The 17,384-nt window shown below is 59.7% G+C and carries 13 protein-coding genes; 4 read left to right on the top strand and 9 right to left on the bottom strand.

Going from position 1 to position 17,384, the window contains the following annotated elements; all coding sequences use genetic code 11:
- Window positions 1–1,538, top strand: a 1,538-nt coding sequence (locus VMY05_12675; protein HUV31924.1) for a LamG-like jellyroll fold domain-containing protein, incomplete at its 5' end; no start/stop codon positions are given.
- 345 nt (window positions 1,539–1,883) lie between these two features.
- Complete coding sequence (locus tag VMY05_12670) at window positions 1,884–2,897, top strand: hypothetical protein (protein ID HUV31923.1); 1,014 nt, start codon at window positions 1,884–1,886, stop codon at window positions 2,895–2,897.
- 16 nt (window positions 2,898–2,913) lie between these two features.
- Here VMY05_12670 and VMY05_12665 read toward each other — a convergent pair whose 3' ends face one another.
- Together VMY05_12665 and VMY05_12660 are read right to left on the bottom strand one after the other, a co-directional pair.
- A complete protein-coding gene (locus VMY05_12665) occupies window positions 2,914–3,177 on the bottom strand; it encodes a hypothetical protein (GenBank protein ID HUV31922.1) in 264 nt (87 codons plus the stop codon).
- A gap of 70 nt (window positions 3,178–3,247) precedes the next feature.
- A complete protein-coding gene (locus VMY05_12660) occupies window positions 3,248–3,784 on the bottom strand; it encodes a hypothetical protein (protein HUV31921.1) in 537 nt (178 codons plus the stop codon).
- A 591-nt stretch (window positions 3,785–4,375) separates the two neighbouring features.
- Here VMY05_12660 and VMY05_12655 point away from each other — a divergent pair.
- Window positions 4,376–5,107, top strand: a complete 732-nt coding sequence (locus tag VMY05_12655) for a type II CAAX endopeptidase family protein (GenBank protein HUV31920.1) — start codon at window positions 4,376–4,378, stop codon at window positions 5,105–5,107.
- Window positions 5,108–5,360: 253 nt separating this feature from the next.
- Here VMY05_12655 and VMY05_12650 read toward each other — a convergent pair whose 3' ends face one another.
- A complete protein-coding gene (locus VMY05_12650; protein HUV31919.1) occupies window positions 5,361–8,099 on the bottom strand; it encodes a FlgD immunoglobulin-like domain containing protein in 2,739 nt (912 codons plus the stop codon).
- Window positions 8,100–8,586: 487 nt separating this feature from the next.
- Here VMY05_12650 and VMY05_12645 point away from each other — a divergent pair, with 487 nt between their 5' ends.
- The gene (locus tag VMY05_12645) at window positions 8,587–10,488 is read left to right on the top strand and encodes a hypothetical protein (GenBank protein HUV31918.1); all 1,902 of its coding nucleotides are present in this window, start codon (window positions 8,587–8,589) and stop codon (window positions 10,486–10,488) included.
- Window positions 10,489–10,577: 89 nt separating this feature from the next.
- On the opposite strand, the gene VMY05_12640 is transcribed toward VMY05_12645, so the two are convergent.
- From VMY05_12640 to VMY05_12615, 6 genes are all read right to left on the bottom strand, one after another.
- Window positions 10,578–11,885, bottom strand: a complete 1,308-nt coding sequence (locus tag VMY05_12640) for an HDOD domain-containing protein (GenBank protein ID HUV31917.1) — start codon at window positions 11,883–11,885, stop codon at window positions 10,578–10,580.
- Between the two features lie 64 nt (window positions 11,886–11,949).
- Window positions 11,950–13,173 (bottom strand): ribonuclease H-like domain-containing protein, encoded by a 1,224-nt coding sequence (locus tag VMY05_12635; GenBank protein ID HUV31916.1) that lies wholly within the window; start codon window positions 13,171–13,173, stop codon window positions 11,950–11,952.
- Window positions 13,163–14,101 carry a HEAT repeat domain-containing protein gene (locus VMY05_12630; protein ID HUV31915.1) on the bottom strand — a complete coding sequence of 313 codons (939 nt, stop codon included), beginning with the start codon at window positions 14,099–14,101 and terminating at the stop codon, window positions 13,163–13,165. The genes VMY05_12635 and VMY05_12630 overlap by 11 nt, the downstream gene beginning before the upstream one ends.
- 7 nt (window positions 14,102–14,108) lie before the next feature.
- Window positions 14,109–16,043: a hypothetical protein gene (locus tag VMY05_12625; GenBank protein HUV31914.1), complete on the bottom strand. Its 1,935-nt coding sequence runs from the start codon at window positions 16,041–16,043 to the stop codon at window positions 14,109–14,111.
- A gap of 154 nt (window positions 16,044–16,197) precedes the next feature.
- The gene (locus tag VMY05_12620) at window positions 16,198–16,629 is read right to left on the bottom strand and encodes a prepilin-type N-terminal cleavage/methylation domain-containing protein (GenBank protein ID HUV31913.1); all 432 of its coding nucleotides are present in this window, start codon (window positions 16,627–16,629) and stop codon (window positions 16,198–16,200) included.
- A gap of 307 nt (window positions 16,630–16,936) precedes the next feature.
- Window positions 16,937–17,371, bottom strand: coding sequence for a prepilin-type N-terminal cleavage/methylation domain-containing protein (locus VMY05_12615; protein ID HUV31912.1), 435 nt, complete (start codon window positions 17,369–17,371; stop codon window positions 16,937–16,939).
- Window positions 17,372–17,384 lie beyond the last annotated feature (13 nt).

Genomic DNA, 17,384 nt, shown 5'->3' with positions numbered 1-17,384 from the left:
GTTCGAACAACAACGGGATTCCGAACGCCAAGTACCGGACGATTTACTACCAGGGTACTGACGACGTTGATGACACGCTGCGGTGCCAGAACCATGCCGACCGGTGGGGCACTCATGCCTTCCTGGGCATGTACACCAACGCGGAGTACAACCTGGACAACTGCGTGAACGACCTGGCTTTCGTGGGAGCGTTTGCGGGTCGTAACGACAGCAACCTGTTTATCGACGACACCCTGCAGCCGCCTCGGTTCTGGCAACTCATGGGCAGCCTGACCGGGTACGACAACGGTCTGGAGAGCGAGAATGCGGACCTTCACGGTGTCGTGACGTTCAAGCACAACGTTACGCTCGGAGCCGCTGACACGATGACGTTCTACTCGGTGGTATCGTCGGTGCAGAACGGCACGTCGGCAGACATGGACGCCCGGATGGCGGCAGCGCGGGTGTGGTACGCGGACAACCTGCGGCCGGGATGCGATTATCTGTTCGGCTGCCCGTGGTATGACGAGGATTGTGACGGCGTCATGGAGTGGGACGATAACTGTCCGTTGACCTATAACCCCGGCCAGTCGGACCAGGACCTAGATCAGGTGGGTGACACGTGTGACAACTGCCCGACCGTTTACAATCCGGACCAGATTGATGCCAACAGCAACAATGTTGGAGACGCCTGCGAGTCTTCCCTTGTCGGCTACTGGAGGTTTGAGGAAGGTACCGGCACTATTGCGCATGATTCAAGCTTTATCAGAAACGACGGTCTGCTGGTGAACGGGCCAAGCTGGGTGGACGGCCGGTTCGGCCATGGCCTCGAGTTTGACGGGATCGACGATTACCTGCAGGTACCGGACGACCCATACCTTAGACCTGCCGCCATCACGCTTATGGCCTGGATAAAACCGTATCGCCTCCCCGACGAAGGCACGTACGGCCCGGTGGTCAAGAGGACGCCGGAATGGCAGAATGACGCCAACTGGCAGATGCAGGTTGTCGGCTCCGGGCGGGTCAACTTCGCCTATTACAACGGAGGCTGGCGCGACGCGCCATTGACCACAAAGGCGATCCGGGTCGACGACTGGAACCACCTCGCTATTACGTTTCTGGATAGAGAAGTGAAGATATACGTTGACGGTGAGCTGGATCCCAGCTTTCCATACATGATGAACGCCGACCTGAACACCAGCTATACAAGCCCGCTGATCGTAGGCAAAGGATTAGGAGATCGGTTCGAGGGCGTCGTCGACGAAGTCAAGATCTTCGACCGTGCTTTGACGGCTCAGGAGATACTGCAGGAGTCGATGGAAGGCTGCTGCATGGGGACCACCGGCAACGTGGACGGGAAGCCGGACGATGAAGTCGACATAGGGGATTTGACAGCCTTGATCCGCTACCTGTTCATACCGCCTACCGAGCCGCTGCCCTGTCCGGAGGAGGCCAATATCGACGGTGATGCCGGTGGTGTCATCGACATCGGCGACCTGACGGTGTTGATCGCGTACCTGTTCATCCCGCCGAATCCGCCGCCAGCGGACTGCCAGTAGCTTTGAGTATGCTGTCCTGTCTTTAGCCGGACGTGCGCCCGCGCGTCCGGCTCGCCGGCCGACCGGCTCTGTGATCTTGCGGCTCAGGCCGATCCGGAGTTGTAAGCCGGTAATCAGGGCTGTCAAACCCGGATTTCCTTGACGCGAGGGGAAAAAGCAGTATACTTTCTATCGAACGCCATTACCGGGCCACCGGGGAAGCCGGTGGTTCGGGCGAGTTGTACTTTCCGGCCCCTGCGGCGCTAAAGAGCCGCCGGGGGGCATGCGTTGTCGCAGAGGGTTACACCGGATCGTTTGTCTGAAGTCTTCGGTATTCTTATCGATGTCTGGACTAGAGGAGCACTGATGCTCAGATCATTCTCAGTACCGGTCGTCGCCGTGGTGTTGATTGCGCTGGCGGCGGTCTCCGTACCCGCGACTGCCTGGAGCGAAGCCATTATCGCCGATCACTCCGCGGTCGGTGAGTTTGGCATCATCCCCGGCTCGGTTATCGCAACTATCGGAAGCAACTACCACGTCTACTACCTGCACACCTCCCACGGCAGCCAGATCATGACCGGTCTGGTCATGCTGCACGATGAAAACGGCTCCTATGACAAGCCGGATTTCTATGAGCGTGCCGACGATCTCGGCCTCACCGGCGACACCTCCTGGGCGCCGTACACGCGAACGTACCTCGACGCCAACCCGGACTGCGACGTCGCCATGTTCTCCTGGTGCGCGGGCGTTTCGGACAACACCGAAGAAGGCATCGACATTTACCTGAACAAGATGGCGGAACTGGAGGCGGACTACCCGGCTGTCAGGTTTGTTTACATGACGGGGCACCTGGACAGCACCGGCCTCGAGGGCAACCTCTACGCACGGAACAACCAGATTCGCAATTTTTGCACGACTAACGACAAAGTGCTTTACGACTTTGCCGATATCGAAAGCTACGATCCCGACGGCAACTTCTATCCGGTCGAATCCGATTACTGCGCCTGGTGTTACGACTGGTGCGCCACCCACACCTGCCCGGGCTGCGACATCTGCGCCCATTCGCACTGTTTCAACTGCTACCTGAAGGGAAAAGCCTGGTGGTGGATGATGGCCAGACTGACCGGCTGGAGCAGCGAGACACCGTGCTGCCTCGGGCTGACCGGCAATATCGACGGTGACCTCGAGGAGGTTATCGATATTGGTGATCTGACCGCGCTGATCGGTTATCTATTTGTCAGATCCTACCCCGGGCTTGACTGCCTGCCGGAGGCAAATGTTGACGGAGGCCCGGACGGCATCGTTGACGTCGGTGACCTTACGGCCTTGATCTCGTACCTGTTCATTGAACCGAATCCTCTTCCGGCCCCCTGCCCGTAGCCCCGGCCCGCTCGGCTCAGATCTCCTTTAGCGCCTTGACCTGCCGCAGCTTCCGAAACAGTTGCACGTATTCTTTCACCATGACCTCTTCAGCCGCAGACAGGCCCTCCATCATGGGGATGCCGATCCTCAGAACGGCCCGAACTATGTCGGCCGTTGTCCGGTCATACTTTTGCGCCAGTTGCCTCAGCTTGTTCTTCAGTTCGTACGAGACGAAGATGTTCAGGCAGTGCTCGCCGCGAAGTTTCCGGGTTACGTTCGATTCAGTTTTCGCCGCCATATTCTTTCCTCCAGGACGTGTGCCGTGCTGCAGAAACGTCGTTTCCCGATAACCTGCAGCCCCGGACGGTTCAGTGGTATTTCTCGTGGCCGATCAGAATCTGCGGCGTGCCGATCCTGATCCCGTAACGGCTCCTGAGGGTCCCGATGATGTCTTTCCAAGTGCCGGACTTGTCGCGATACCGTATCAACAAGTCGATCTGCGGGCGAAACGGGGAATTGCAGATTACGCAGTCAGCCTCCGGGGCCCGGTGAAGGTGGTAAAGCCGGGCCACCAGTGGAGCAAGCTCCTTCCTGAGTTTCCTGAGTGCCCGCTTGTGCAACGCCTCCAGCTTGTGGACGTCTCGCCCGGAACTCTCACGGACAGAGGCGTAACTCTGCCCGGCGAAGTAGAATCGCTCAATGAACTCACGCTCGTCGTCCGTCAGCGCAAGCAGCGCCCTTGCCACTTCCCGTCCGATCAGGTCCCGGCGCTCCCGATCAGCGGCCGCTTGAGCGGGCGTCAAGGTGCGGTCATCAAGCCCGGACCGGCTGCCGCTGCGGTCCCGCCGCCGACCACGGCCGGTATCTGCAATCCAGTTCTGGTAGATCACCCTGTTTCCCGCCATCTCCTGAATCCCCCTTTATCTGTGGGCCGTTTCGAGTTTGCAGTATGCTGCCGACCAGCCCCGCGCCCTGCGGGACCTTGCGGTTGCCCCAGAACCTACCCGGCGGTGACGCCCTGCGCTACCACAAGCCCGTCACGTCCGTTTTGCGCCAACGGGTTACACCGGTATCACGTGATTCACCCGACCGGCACGAGCCACGAAAATTGCCGTGAGATCAAGTTTACCTAAACAATTGCACAGTTTTTGCCATATATTCTGTAGACGGAGTTAATGGAATGCAAACCGATAGGGAAGACATGACGGGCAAAACGCAGCAGAAACGACCGAAGAAGAGGCGGCCACTTGTCAGCGGCGTGATACTGCTGGGCATCGGCCTATACCTCTGGGGCCATACATCCAACCTGCTGCCTCCGATCAAGTACAGCTGGCCTCTCCTGATCATCGTACTCGGATTGGCTCTGGTCGCAGGGTCTATAGCGAGGAAGAACAGGTCAACCAACGATCAGTTGAACCCCCCGGTAAGCTGAAAGCGAGGCCGGTCTGGACGATCAACCCTACGAACGGATTGCCGCATATAGCGAATCGGGAGAGTTGGGCTGGCCCGGCGACAAATCCAGCCAGTTTCTCACTGCCTCGGGCAACCAGGACTTCCGTCGAACTACCCTCACCTGGCTCAATCTCATATTCCTGCTGCTCATCTACCCCGTCATTTCCGTTTTGGGCGTCGGTGAGGATTCTTCCTCTCTGCTCAAAAGCCTGAACCAGGGCATGCTGATCTTCCTCTTGATCACTACCGTGCTCTTCCAGTGGGCGGTGTTTCTGCTGAATTATGGAGGCGCTTATACGGAAGCCACCGGCCTGAGGGGACTCGGATTCAAGAGAATCCGGGGTCTTGATTTTCTCTGGGCAGGTGCCTTTCTGCTCGTCTCAAATCTGATTCTATCGGGCCTCTCCTGGCTGCTGGCTCAGGTCGGGCTGCCCATGCCGGGTGAAATCGGCCTGCTGATTCCTTCCGATCCGTTCGGCAAGGTCGTCTGGGTAGTGGTTTCGCTGACGGCGGGAATCTGCGAAGAGACGGCCTTCCGGGGATACCTGATGACGCGCCTTCGTCTCGTCGGACGGTTTCGCAGCTGGATCATTCCCACGATCGTTTCGGCCGCCGTATTCGGCCTGTGTCACGCCTACCAGGGTCTGCCCGGGTTTATCGTTATCGCCACCTATAGTGTCTTGTTTTCGCTTCTGTACATTCGTACCGGCAGCATCTGGCCGTGCATCATCGCCCATTTCCTTCAGGATTTCGGCGCCCTCTTCTTCCCTCACTGACAGTCGCGCGGATCGTAAGCCATACGCCCGGGCCCGGAGACTTCCGGACCGTTCTTCCGGCAGAGTTCCGCCAGCAAGGCCATAGCCAGTCAGCAGAGGGAGGCCGTCCGTATCACAATGCAGGGTCCGGGTAAAATCCGTCTGAGCCGTCCGCAACCCGGGAAAACAGAGCGAGTCGTCGCGATCTATTCTGATGTTGCAGGCGGAAAAATCGGCGGGTGGAGCAGGTCGTTTGAGAGGTGCCCGGTCGGGCTTATTTCAGCAGCAGCATCTTGCGCTGCTCTGAAAACTCGTCGCTACCGAGACGATACAGATAGACTCCGCTGGCCACGGGATCTCCTGAATCGTCGGTGCCGTCCCAGAGAATCCTGTGCGTACCGGTCGAGTATCTGCCTTGCGCAAGAATCTTTACCCGGCGACCAAGCAGATTGTAGACGGTAAGGGTCAATTCGGAACTGACGGGGACGGAGAACTCAATCGTCGTGGCCGGGTTGAACGGGTTCGGGTAGTTTTGGTGCAGACCAAACGCGGCCGGCAACACGTCCTCGGTCTCGTCTTCAACGTCGGTGGGCAGGTACACGACACTGGACGCATAGACGTTCAAACCGTTCGCGCGCGGGTCCGCCCAGGCAAACCAGGCCCTTCCCCGATGGGCATCGGTGGCCGGCGATTCCATAAACTCGGGAATAACCGAAGAGACGGGTTCGTTGACGCCGACCGGCAGGAACGAATTGTCAAGTATCTGGTAGTAGACTTGCCGGGCGCCGTTGCGGCGATCCACCCAGGCGGCACCGACGTAGCCGTTCTCATCGACTGAGACGGCCGGTTGCGTGGCGTCGGCATCGGGATGGTCCGTCACTTCGAGCGGCGGCGTCAGGACGGCACCGCTGGAAGAAAGCCGGGTCGAGTATATTTCCCTCACTCCACCCGCGGCGCCGCTCCAGAACAGAATGATCTCCCCGGCCTGATTGACGTCAACGGCGATATCGTCGATAGTCACCCCGGGAACTGACGACATCCACGTGAAGGCGCCGCCCTCGGCCTTGCCCGTCTCGTACCACTTACCCTTGACCGCGGGATCGGTGCCGCCACGGTCGAGCCAGACGACGTAGAACTGCCCGAGCGCGTCGACGCCGGTGTGCAGATCGGCGTTCTTGCGATCGGTAACCGGATCAGATATTTGGAATTCGTCGCCATCAAGCGTACCTGAAGGAGTCAGCCATCGTCCCCAGACCTGTGGGACCGTATCGCGCCTGTCCGTCCAAACCGCCAGGGCCTGCCCCGAGGACGCCATCACCGCCTTGACCACGCCTTTTACGGCGGCCTGACCTGTATCCGAGACCAGAAACTCGTCGCCTTCAAACTCGCCCAGCGGGGTGGCGTACCGCCCGAAGATTCTTTGTCCCGCAATCCCGGCCAACGGGCGGCTGTCCGTCCAGACAACCAGCGACTGCGTCTCCGAAACAGCTATCGCCGGCTCGGCCTGCAGGCTCATGCCCGTGTCCTGATTGACACGGAGGTTGCCATACAGCCGTACTCCCGCCGCCGAAAGTGTCTGAAGGTAAACGTCGCCGGCGTCGTACCGCTCGTCAACCCAGACAAACAGATCATACCAGTCCGTCGAGGCGGCAACCGAAGGCGCCAACGAAGGCGCCCCACTGCTGTCCAGGTTAACGCGTATTTCGGGATCAAACGTCTGCTCAGCCGAATCGTTAAATACCATGAAATCAATATCGGGATCGTCATCTTCGAATTCGGTCCAGGTCAGCGAGTACCGGCCGCCCTGGCCGTAATCTCCTGACGGACCCCAGCGGCCGCCGTACTCCGAGAGATTGTGCACCTGCGCCGGTCCGCCCGGTACCATCCCCGAATCAAAGCGGACAGCCAGTATCGAGTTCGCCGCTCCGAAGGCCGCCCACGACGCCAGGATCTTACCCTCGTCAGATGCCGCCAGGTCCAGATCCCAGTTGCTGACGAGAGTATCTCCGAGAGAGATTCGACGATTCTCTCCGACCCGCCCGCTGTTGGAATCCCACTGCTGAATGAAGACCTCCTGGCCCTCACGTCTGTCAATCCAGCCGATCACGTAACCGTCGACGGCGGAATAGACCATCTGAGGCGCGAACTGGTCGGTAGCGCCGGCAATGGGTTCGATGACCGCGAAGTCATCCCCCACCGCATCGCCGTCACCGTCGAACAAGCGGGCATAAATGTCTGCGTTTCCTGACCGGTAATCCTCCCACGCAACAAGAAACCCGGTGCTGGGTTCGGCGGCTACTGAAGGTACCCAGAGTTGCGCAATGCTGACGTCGGAGTTGACCCTGCCCGGACCGAAGACACTGACGCCGCCGGTATTGTAAATTCTCACGCCTATGTTCGAGCCGGTGGCGTCGTAGTTCTCCCAGACGACAACCGTCCGGCCGTCCGGAAAAACGGCCAGGGCAAAGGGACCGGCGAACGAGCCCGAACTGGTGTCGTTGACGAGGAACTCGGGCAGATCAACCGTCAGATCCGGCAAATACCGCGAGCCAAAAACCAGCCCGCGCGTTTTGTCACGGTAGAACAGGTAGATGCGACCTGAGGTATCCACGGCCAGGCTGGGTTCAACGTAATCAGTGCCCATGGCGGATCCTGCGGTGAACTGGTTACCGCCCGACCGGTTGGCGTCGGCATCGAAAAGCTGGTAAAAGATTTTGCGGGCTCCCCAGCGAGTGTCCTCCCAGGCGATCAGCCGGCCCCCGTCGATCAGTTCTCTAAGGCAGGGGTTCTCCTGATCGAATCTGGCCGGGCCTTGATACTGGGACAACAGGATATCCGAAAACGCAGCCGCAACGGGGCTCGTCCCGCTGGTGCGTACGTTGGAACCCGCCCTTTCACCAAGGTCGAGTCCCTGCATTCGGGCCGAATGCACCGCAACTCGGTCGAAACCGTGGGCCTGACCAACCGAACCAAGAGCCAGTAAAGCAAAGAGCAGTACTGCCGGAACCTTCATTGCCGGTGTTTTCCCGTCATTGGATTGCCTCATCGTGGTTTGCCTTAGACAGCGCAAAACAGATGCCCCACCGTCGGCAATCTGTCCCGGGCCGGAGATACTAGGGCGACCCCATAGGCACGATGTTAAGACGCTGACAAACAACCGGTTATAAAACGCGCCCGAACAACACGAGCAGCCTCCGCCCGAACTCGCCTATTTCTGGAACAAACCTGGTGCAAGTAAGTTCACAATCTTCTGAAAACAGACCACGCTCAGCAATCTCTTACCCGGCAGGCGTTCCGCCCGAAACCTTCCGCCCCGCCCTGCGTAACCATAAGTAGGTTAACAGTTGACAGCGGGATTGCAACCGCCGCTACTTATTGGACTGACTGGATCGAGAAGGAGACTTCGATGTACGGCCCGATGACCCGAGCCTGTGTTGTCGGCGAACACCCCTGGGGGGACGAACGGGAGTTCCGGGAGTCGGAAAGGCGGTGACTTCCATATGAGGAAAAGAGCGATTGGCAGAGCCGTTGCAGCCGCCTGTCTGACTGTTCTCGTGTCCTGGGTCGCTTCCCCGGCTCAGGTGGTGCCCCCGGATGACGAGCGCATCTACGAGTCCTTGGAGGACCTGCGGGACGAACTGGATGCTCTCTCTCAGGATTTGGCCGACGAATACCTTGACATCCTGGAACAGCTCCAGGAGATCGTCGAGGATTACAGCGACTACCTGTCGGACCTCGATCCGGAAACACGCCGCGCCCACCCGATCAGTTTCGAACCATTCGCGTCCGGCCTCGAGAGCGGCAAATACGCGGAAAGTTACGAGCCGCTCCTGGAGGATATCGGCCGGTTCGTCGCCGATCTGAAAGCTCTGGAGAACGCCCATCTGGCAGACCCGGCCATGGCCGAGTCGCAATGCTGCCGAATCGTGCGAAACCTTCACCGCGAGATGAACATCCTGGTCGACCTCACTGAAGAGTACGTCGAACACTCACGCATGCAAAAGGACGGGGACCGCAAGCTGCAGGCGTACCTCAAAGCCAATATCAAGCGCTTTGTCGATGTCGAAAAACTCGCTGAAGAAGTGCTCAAGAGCACACTGAAAGCTATGGAGAAGGCACGGCGTGTGGAGGAAACAGACGCCGACCTGGAAGACTGGCCGGACACCGACCTCGAAGACTGGCCATCGCCCCCGCCGGAGCCGCCGGTAATCGTCATTCCGAATATTACTGCTGACCGCGGCAGGTGGACGATTAAACCTGGAGGCAAAGCCGGCCTGATACGCGAATACTCGGACAGCATCAGGGTCACCGACTCTGACCGACGCATAATCGTCGCCAACCCCCATGGCGACGTTCGTATCCTGGGTTACGATGGCAACCTTGTGATCGCCCGGCTGGAAATAGAGGTGCAGGCAAGATCCCGCAGCGACGAAAAGGATTTCGTCTCTCGCGCACGACTCGACGTGAGTTCGACCGGAGGTGATTACATGGTCACTGCCACTTTGCCCGGTATCAGCGACCCCACCACGAGGATTCTCACTTCCGTGCTCTCGGTAGATGTCCCCGGCACCAACCCGGTCGTTTGCACGAACGCGTACGGCCAGGTGCAGATAAGTGACCTCCAGGGCGGACTCAGCGTTACCGGCTCCTCCTCAGAGTTGCAAGTGGAGCTTGTCAGGGGAGGCGTCACGGCTGAGAACTCCATGGGCTCAATCCTGCTTCAGGACGTGACAGGCCCGATCGTCGCCCAAAATGCATACGGACCCGTCGAGATCTCCGATTGCGACGGCGACATGCAGATTCAGAATGCCTACGAGGCAGTGACCTTGCGCAACTGCCGCGGTCAGGTACAGCTTAAGAATTCGGGGAACGTGCGCGTGAGCGATCACACCGGCAGGGTGTCCATTGAAAACACCCTGGGGCCGGTAGAGGTCACGGACGTCGACGGCGAGGTGTCGGTCACGAACGCCTATATGCCGATTATAGTCCGCCGGGTCAGTGAGTCAGCCGTGCTGACCAACACTCACTCCACCATCGACGTCCTCGACGTCGGCGGCAGCCTGACGACCACGTGCAGTTTCGGACAGTTTCGAGGGGCAGGTCTGACCGGCCCCCTGTACCTTGTCGCCGTGAACAGCCTGGCCACGATTATACTGGATGGGCCGTTGCGGGGGGCGTCAACTATCGACGCCTCGTACGGAAAGATCAACCTGGCGGTGGCCGATCGCTCCGACGTGTACCTACGGGCTACGAGCGTTGACGGAGATATCCAGACTTTGCTGCCCCTGAGAATCACGGGCGAAGGGGCGAAACAATCAGTGGAACACAGATTCGGCAAGGGTCGCGATTCGCTGACAGTCTCCGCAAACGGTGCGGCAATCGTGATCAGCAGCTCCGATTGACATCCCGGTCACCCCTGTCGACTGTTAACCTGACAAAACGGCCGATCCTGATTCCCAGGACCGGCCGTTTGTCCGCGTGCCGTCCTCAATCATCCGACGTGAACCCGCTCCTCAACCGAACCGACCTCTGACTCCGCCCTGCCGTCCGGCATATCCGGCTTCCGGTCCTCGCTCAGGACCCCTGCGTCGAGTTGGGAAAGATTTTTCAATTCGTTGGTCATGCTGCGCACCGTCTCGATGCTGCTCAGGATGTCGTCAAGCGTGTGCAGAATCGATGGCGCCGGGGCAGTCACCATGCCGGCCTCGATCCCCTTCCTTACTTCCTCCGCCTTGTTGCGCATGGTCAGCACTTCAGCGTCGAGGTTCCGTGCAAACGTCGCCCTCGTGGACTTCAACGACTCCACGGACACGCGTTGAAACTGGTCCCGTACGATCCGCTGCTGCATCTGGCGGTTCTCTTTGAGAAGACTCTCGACCGTAAGGTACTGGTCGAAAAGCAGGCGGTTGGCCTCCAGAAGGATACTATCCACCGAACCGATGTCCATCTCGAGGTACCGGGCCTCGGCTATGGTTTGGCTGAAGAGGTCCTTTTCGATCTTGTGGATCTCCTCCCGGGTCAGCTGAAGGTTCTCCTGGAGGATGTCTCGATTCTCACGGTCGGTGCCGCTGCCCGGCCTCGGTGAGCCCGCGATCGAGAAACGAGAGACGTGGTTCGCCAGACAGACCACCTGGCACGGCTTCAGTTCGGGGTCGCGGGTGCCCGGGACGAACACGGTGTGATGCGAACCGACCGATCGGCATATGGACTCGGGCAGATGCCACTGCCCGAGCAGGAACTGCCCGACGCGGGCGTGATCTGTCCCCCAGACGTCTTCCTCGAGGTCAACAAGGTTGTTATCGCGGGCGGCTTCGGCCCATACGCGGGCGAATTTTTCCGGGAAGGAGTGTTCGAGAACAAGCAGGCCGATGTCATGCAGCAGGCCGGCCACAAACGCTTCTTCCACTTCGCGCAGACCCACCCGCTCGGCGATAGTCCGTGAGGCGATGGCTACCTCAAGCGAATGGCGCCAGAAGCGGAGCTTGTCGAATGATGATCCCCAGCCTTCAAAAAGTCTGTACACCGAGGTCGAGAGAGCCAGCGCCGTGATCTGACGCATCCCCAGCGTCATGACCGCCTGAGTCATCGACCCGATCCTGCGGCCCGTGTCGTAAAACGCGGAATTGACTATTCGGAGAACCTTCGCCGTCAAGGCCGGATCTCTGGTAATCGCCGCGGCCAGATCATCGGCCGTCGAACCCTCGTCTCTCACCAGGCGCAATACTTCTGCGAGTGTCTGAGGAAGCGCCAGCAGTTCCCCTCGGTCCGCGACAATCGTTCGGAGTATGTCTATATCCATAAACCCGCCTTTCACATTTGGTATCGGCTGATACGGCGGGTTTTTGAGTGCGGTCGAGGCAATGCTACCGACGGGACAGCTTCGAATCGAGACGCTTCAGGCGCCGTCTCAGGTCTTTCTTGTGCGTCTCACCGTACGGGCAAACCTGCACCGCCCGCTGGGCGTGCCGGTACGCCCGCGATACGTCCCGCACCTGGTGTTCGAAGTACTTGGCCAGCTCTATACACGCCCGGTAACCTTCCCTGGATTTCTCCCCGCAGAGCTGCTCCCACAGCCGGGCGGCAGCCTCCGGCTTGCCCGCCCGCTTGAGGGCCTGCGCCTGGTACAGAAGGATGTCCGCCTCGATTGCCCCTCCCCCCGTCCCCTGTATGCCGTCGAGCAGATTGACCACCCGGTCGTTTTGCCTGCGTCGACCGTACACCCGAGAAAGCGAATAGACGTCGTCCACGTCATAAAGCTCACGACCTTCAGACGCGAACACGGAAACGATGTGCCTCAACAGGAAGTACAGTGAGAATATGTCCAGGCGATTGTGCTCGAGAACGTTCAGTATGTCATCCGCCCGCTCCTCGGAGAGCCACGAGAAATAGACGGACGGAATCAGGTAGCCGGGGATATCGCCCTGCCGGAAGAAACCGAACAGTTCGCGCTCGACATTGGCCAGGGTGCAGTCGCCGAGCCGCCGCCTGAACAGTCGCCTGGTCGCGTGCAGGAGATCTATGTGCCCCTGTACTTCGATTTCGCGACTTACCCGGTTGATGATGAGCCGATCCTGGAGCAGGTTCAGATCGAAGGCGGCTCCGTTGTACGTGACAAGCGTCTTGTCCGGTGTCAGTTCCCCTGCCAGGTGCTCAAGCATGCCTCGCTCGTCGGAATAATCCGGAAGCAGATATTGCCGGAGTTCGAAACCGCCGGGCGACAGGGAGCCGAACCCGACCAGGAAGGGCACTGTTCCGGCTCCGCCCAGACCGGTGGTTTCGATATCGAAAAAGAGGAGGTCCGACAGGCACGCGACGCCGTCGGACAAACCGGCCGTGAAACAGGCATATGGAACGTGAGCGTCGTATGACCGGGGTTCAAGAGTGCAACTGCCGAAGCGTGAACCGTCCTCATACGCGGTCCTCACCAGGCAGAACGCTCCGGCCTCACCTGCGAGCAGTTCTCCGCCGACTGCGCCGGCGAGCTTCCCGTATCGCGACGGCAGGCTCGATGCCGGTACGGGCCTGTATCCGTCGGCAATATGGCCATTGATTCGGTTAAGCCGCTCCGAGAGATTGTCACTGGCCATCGCCGACAGCCTGAATGGCGGACTGAATCTTCAGCACGACCAGCCGATCGGTTTCGTTCTCGAGCAGGTACCGGCGGAACCCGCAATTGTCCAACGGGTCGGCAGCGATGAGCGCCGTGGCGGCATGAGCTCGCCTTTCGGAGTCACCGGATACCGCCTGCTCCAGCAGAATCTCCAGCGCTTCATCCGTCCCCAACTGCCCCAGCACACGGCAGGCAAGGTTTCCAAGGAGATGATTTTCCGAACTCATCGAATCACTCAGTGCTCGCACCGTGACGGCGGTATCCATGGTGAGCAGGGAATGCGCCGCCGACATCCGCGCTCCATAGAAATCGTCTCCCAGAACGTGAGCCAGTTGCATGACCGACGCGCCCAGGCCAAGCTGCCCGCACGCCACGGCCGCCGATTTGCGCACCTGCCCGATGGAGTCGGCCAGGGCCTGAAGCACCGCCGGCCCGCCTTCGGCATCACCGATTTTCCCGAGCGCACCCACCGCCTGGTCGCGCACCTGCCAGCGCTCATGCGTACATACTCTCATAATCGGTCGTACCGCGGCCGTATCCTTGATATCCCCCAGCGCCCAGCAGATCCGCTGGACGACCAGGCCGTCCTCGCGGTCCAGGGCTCGCACGAGGTCCGGGACGGCCGCCGAGCCTATCCGCTGAAGTATCCAGATGACCGTCCAGCGCTCGCGCGCTGACTTGGTCGTGAACTTTTCAATCAGGTGAGGCACCGCGGCTGCGCCCAGAGCGGCAACGGAGTCCATCGCCGGTTCGTTCTGGTCACGGAAGCGTACCTCGCCGGAGGACGCTATGATGAACAGTGAGTCAATCCTGCGCTCCAGCTCACCGGCAGCCGGGGCCTCAGGGCATAAAAGACCCGTAAGCAGTATAAGGGCAAGCAGCCGTTGCCAAATCACTTTCTGCATCATTTCACTACTGCGTCTGGGCGCTGTCGGGAGGGTGCAACTCGATGTCCATGCCGCCGCCCCACTTGGAGTCCGTCTTCCAATAGTAGTTGTCGCGGCCGTTACCGGCGTACTGGTCGCTTCCGCCCAGATCGATAAACAATCCGATTGAACCGAAATCCCGCCGCGGGTTGCCGTAGCCCTGCGTGTTCCTGGGATTCTTGCTGAAATACCTGTCATCGCCGCCGTTGTCGATCAGCACACCCGCTCCGTTGGCCGAGCCGGCCGCCTGCGAAAGGTCATAGGCGGTGTAGGTATCGTCACCGGCCCGGTCGAGTATGATCCCGCACGAGTAGTCATGCCCGCATCCCTGCATCAGCCCCTTGCCGAAATAGACGTCGTTGCCGAGGTCGTTAATCAAGATACCGAGCGACATGTGCGTGGCCGCCCCCTGCCCGTACTGAAAACACTGGTAGTTGTCGTTGCCGCAAGAGTCGTAGATGACACCCAGCGACCACCAGTAACTGCACCCCTGGGCGAAAATATCGGCGTAGAAAAAGTCGTTTCCTTCCAGGTCGACTATGGCGCCGATGCCGCCGGACATCGACGGCCGCAGACCGTAGCCGAATCCCTGTGACAGGGAGAGGTAGTGATCCTCGTAGCGGAGGTGATCCTTGTACTTGCCGCCCGCGTAATAGGAGTCGGCCCCGGACGTTTCAAAAATGACGCCGATCCCTTCGACAAAACCGAATCCCTGTGAGTACAACGCCGCGTTGTAAACGTCCCGTCCACCTTCATCGACCAGCAATCCCAGGCCGAAACTGCCGGCGCCCTGAACGTGCGTGTCTCCGTCGTAACGATCCTCTCCCCCCGCGTCGTAAAGCAGACCGAACCCGAAAAACCCGGAGCCGAGACCGAAGGAGCGGCCGTCATACCGGTCGTTGCCCGCGAAGTCCAGCAGCAGGCCGACCGACAGGCAGCCGGAACCGAGCGCAAAGTCGCTTTTCGCGCGATAGTGATCGTCGCCTTCGAGGTCAATGATGATCACCCCGTGCGGCCGGTCCGGATCAAAGGTGAGATCGTATATGTCATCCCCGCCGAAATCGAGGATGAAGGCGTAGTCACCGGCGTAGTAGTCGTTCCCCGGACCACCGATACGCCAGCCCGGCTGCTTGCCCAGGTAGCTGTCCGTGCTCACGTTATCCGGCAAATACCCCACCACCTTGAGCATCATCTCCGGGGTTCTTTCCGTCGATTTCAGGAGGCCCCTTATTGCCTTGACCTCCAGCAGCATGTCGCGCAGACAATCGATCCCGGCCGCCACGATCGGATCCGAGTCAATCTTCGTGCCGAACTTCGCAAACCTGTCGGTATACTCCTCTTCGAGCTTCTCGAGCGAGTCGAGCTGCTCCATCGACATAAACTCCTCTTCGACACTCGCCACCAGCAGTTCCTTGAACTCATCCGTCAGAAAGTCCCTCTGCCCGGGCTCGAGCCGCGAGAGCATCATTTCGGAGGAACGGGGGAATACGACGTCAAGGTAGGTCGCGGCACGGGTGAGGAGCTGATTCAGCGCCACGTCGGTATAGTACAGGTTGTATGATCCCCGGACCTCGGCGATATCCGGCTGGTACGGCCCGCGTCGCCGCCCACGGTACTCAGTTCTCAGGTCGGTAAAGAGAATACGGGCCAGAATCTCCGGCTGTCCTTTTTGGCGGCTCTTTCTCAGCCCGTCGGCATAGTCAAGCATCCCCAGCGGCTGAACCATCAGGTCGGCGACGGCAGCCAGCCGGAATGAATCCGGCTCGGTGTAATCAGCCCGGAAGGAGATGTCGTCGGGCTTAAGGCCGAGATAGGCCGACAGATGCTCCAGGCCAAAGCGCTCCGGCGATTCCGGGACCCCGTCCTGGGCGGAGCCGAGCACCGGCAACGCGAACAGGGCCACAGCAGTAAGTAGCGACATTCTCATAAACACCGCAATGATACTGTCGTACAGCCCTGCCGGTCAACTTTAAACAGGCTTCCGCCGTTCCCGGCCACAGGTACGGCGGTGCGCCTCAAAAAAAAAGCGCCCCGTCGAAACGGGGCGCCCATAGCGTAACAGTCAGTTTCGGTTCTTACACAGTCGCGTCGTCAATTACGCACTGCAGGTTGCCATCCTCATCGATCGACCAGGTGTCGATGGCCGGGTCGTCGTCGAGGTCGGCGGTCGCCGTGGCGGTGAAGGTGTTCTGCGCAGCCACGATGCCATAAGCATAGATGTTACCTTCCATGATCTCCACGCCAAGTTGCGGGAAGGTCTGGATAGCACCACCGTTGGCCGCGGCGGCGGCGCCGTTGTCACCGTACGTGCCGTTGGCCTGGCGGTACGTGCGCTCCATGGTGTATATCTGCTTGAGGATCTGCTTGGCCTCGGACTGCTTCGACTTGGTGGTTGCCTGCATGAACCGCGGAATGGCCAGCGCGGCAAGAATACCGATGATGACGACCACGATCATCAGCTCGATCAGGGTGAAACCCCTCTGGCGATTGTGGAACTTGGAAAACATGTCAGCCTCCTCCAACAAAACTAGGTTAAGAGTTAGGTCTTTCGTCATTCACGACTCAGGAAATCGCAAAGCCCGTGCCTCTCCCGGCGGCTTTTTTTGAACAACCCCCGCCGCCGGTAACTGCTTGTCCTGCAGGCGAATTCGGCCCGCCGACCAGGGGTGTCGGCATCCCCCCACTGGTCTCAGGGCCTGCCGCCCGGTCGCAACTGACGCATATTGCCCGATATCTTCGCAAAACGCAAAGAACCCGCTTATCGCTCCGGGCAGATCACGAGACTGCACCCCGGAGCCGCGAGCCGTCGTATGGTCACAGTAAGACATCATCGACCGTATTTCGTAAATCACCGTCCTGATCAATCACCCAGGTATCAATCGCCGGGTCATCATCGATATTGGCCGTCGCCGTGCCGGTGAAGACATCGGCTCCCCCCGTCACCAGGTACGAGTACTTCGCCTTCGGCATGATGTCGATCCAGATGTCGTTGAGCACGTGCGGGTTCGCGGCGTCCGCGGCCGCGCCTGGAATGTAGTAGCTGTTCGACAATGACTGCTGTCGGTAGGCCCGCTCGTTGGTGTATATCTGCTTGAGGATCAACTTGGCCTCCGACTGCTTTGTCTTGGTCGTCGAACGCATGAATCGCGGAATGGCGATGGCCGCGAGAATCCCTATGATGACCACCACGATCATTATTTCGATAAGGGTGAACCCCCGCATCCGTCGCGCTTGACTGGCCCTGTTCATATCAAATCTCCCT

This window comes from Acidobacteriota bacterium, assembly GCA_035529075.1.
Classification (GTDB): domain Bacteria; phylum Zixibacteria; class MSB-5A5; order GN15; family FEB-12; genus DATKXK01.
This window is presented reverse-complemented; position numbering and strand designations above follow the sequence as displayed.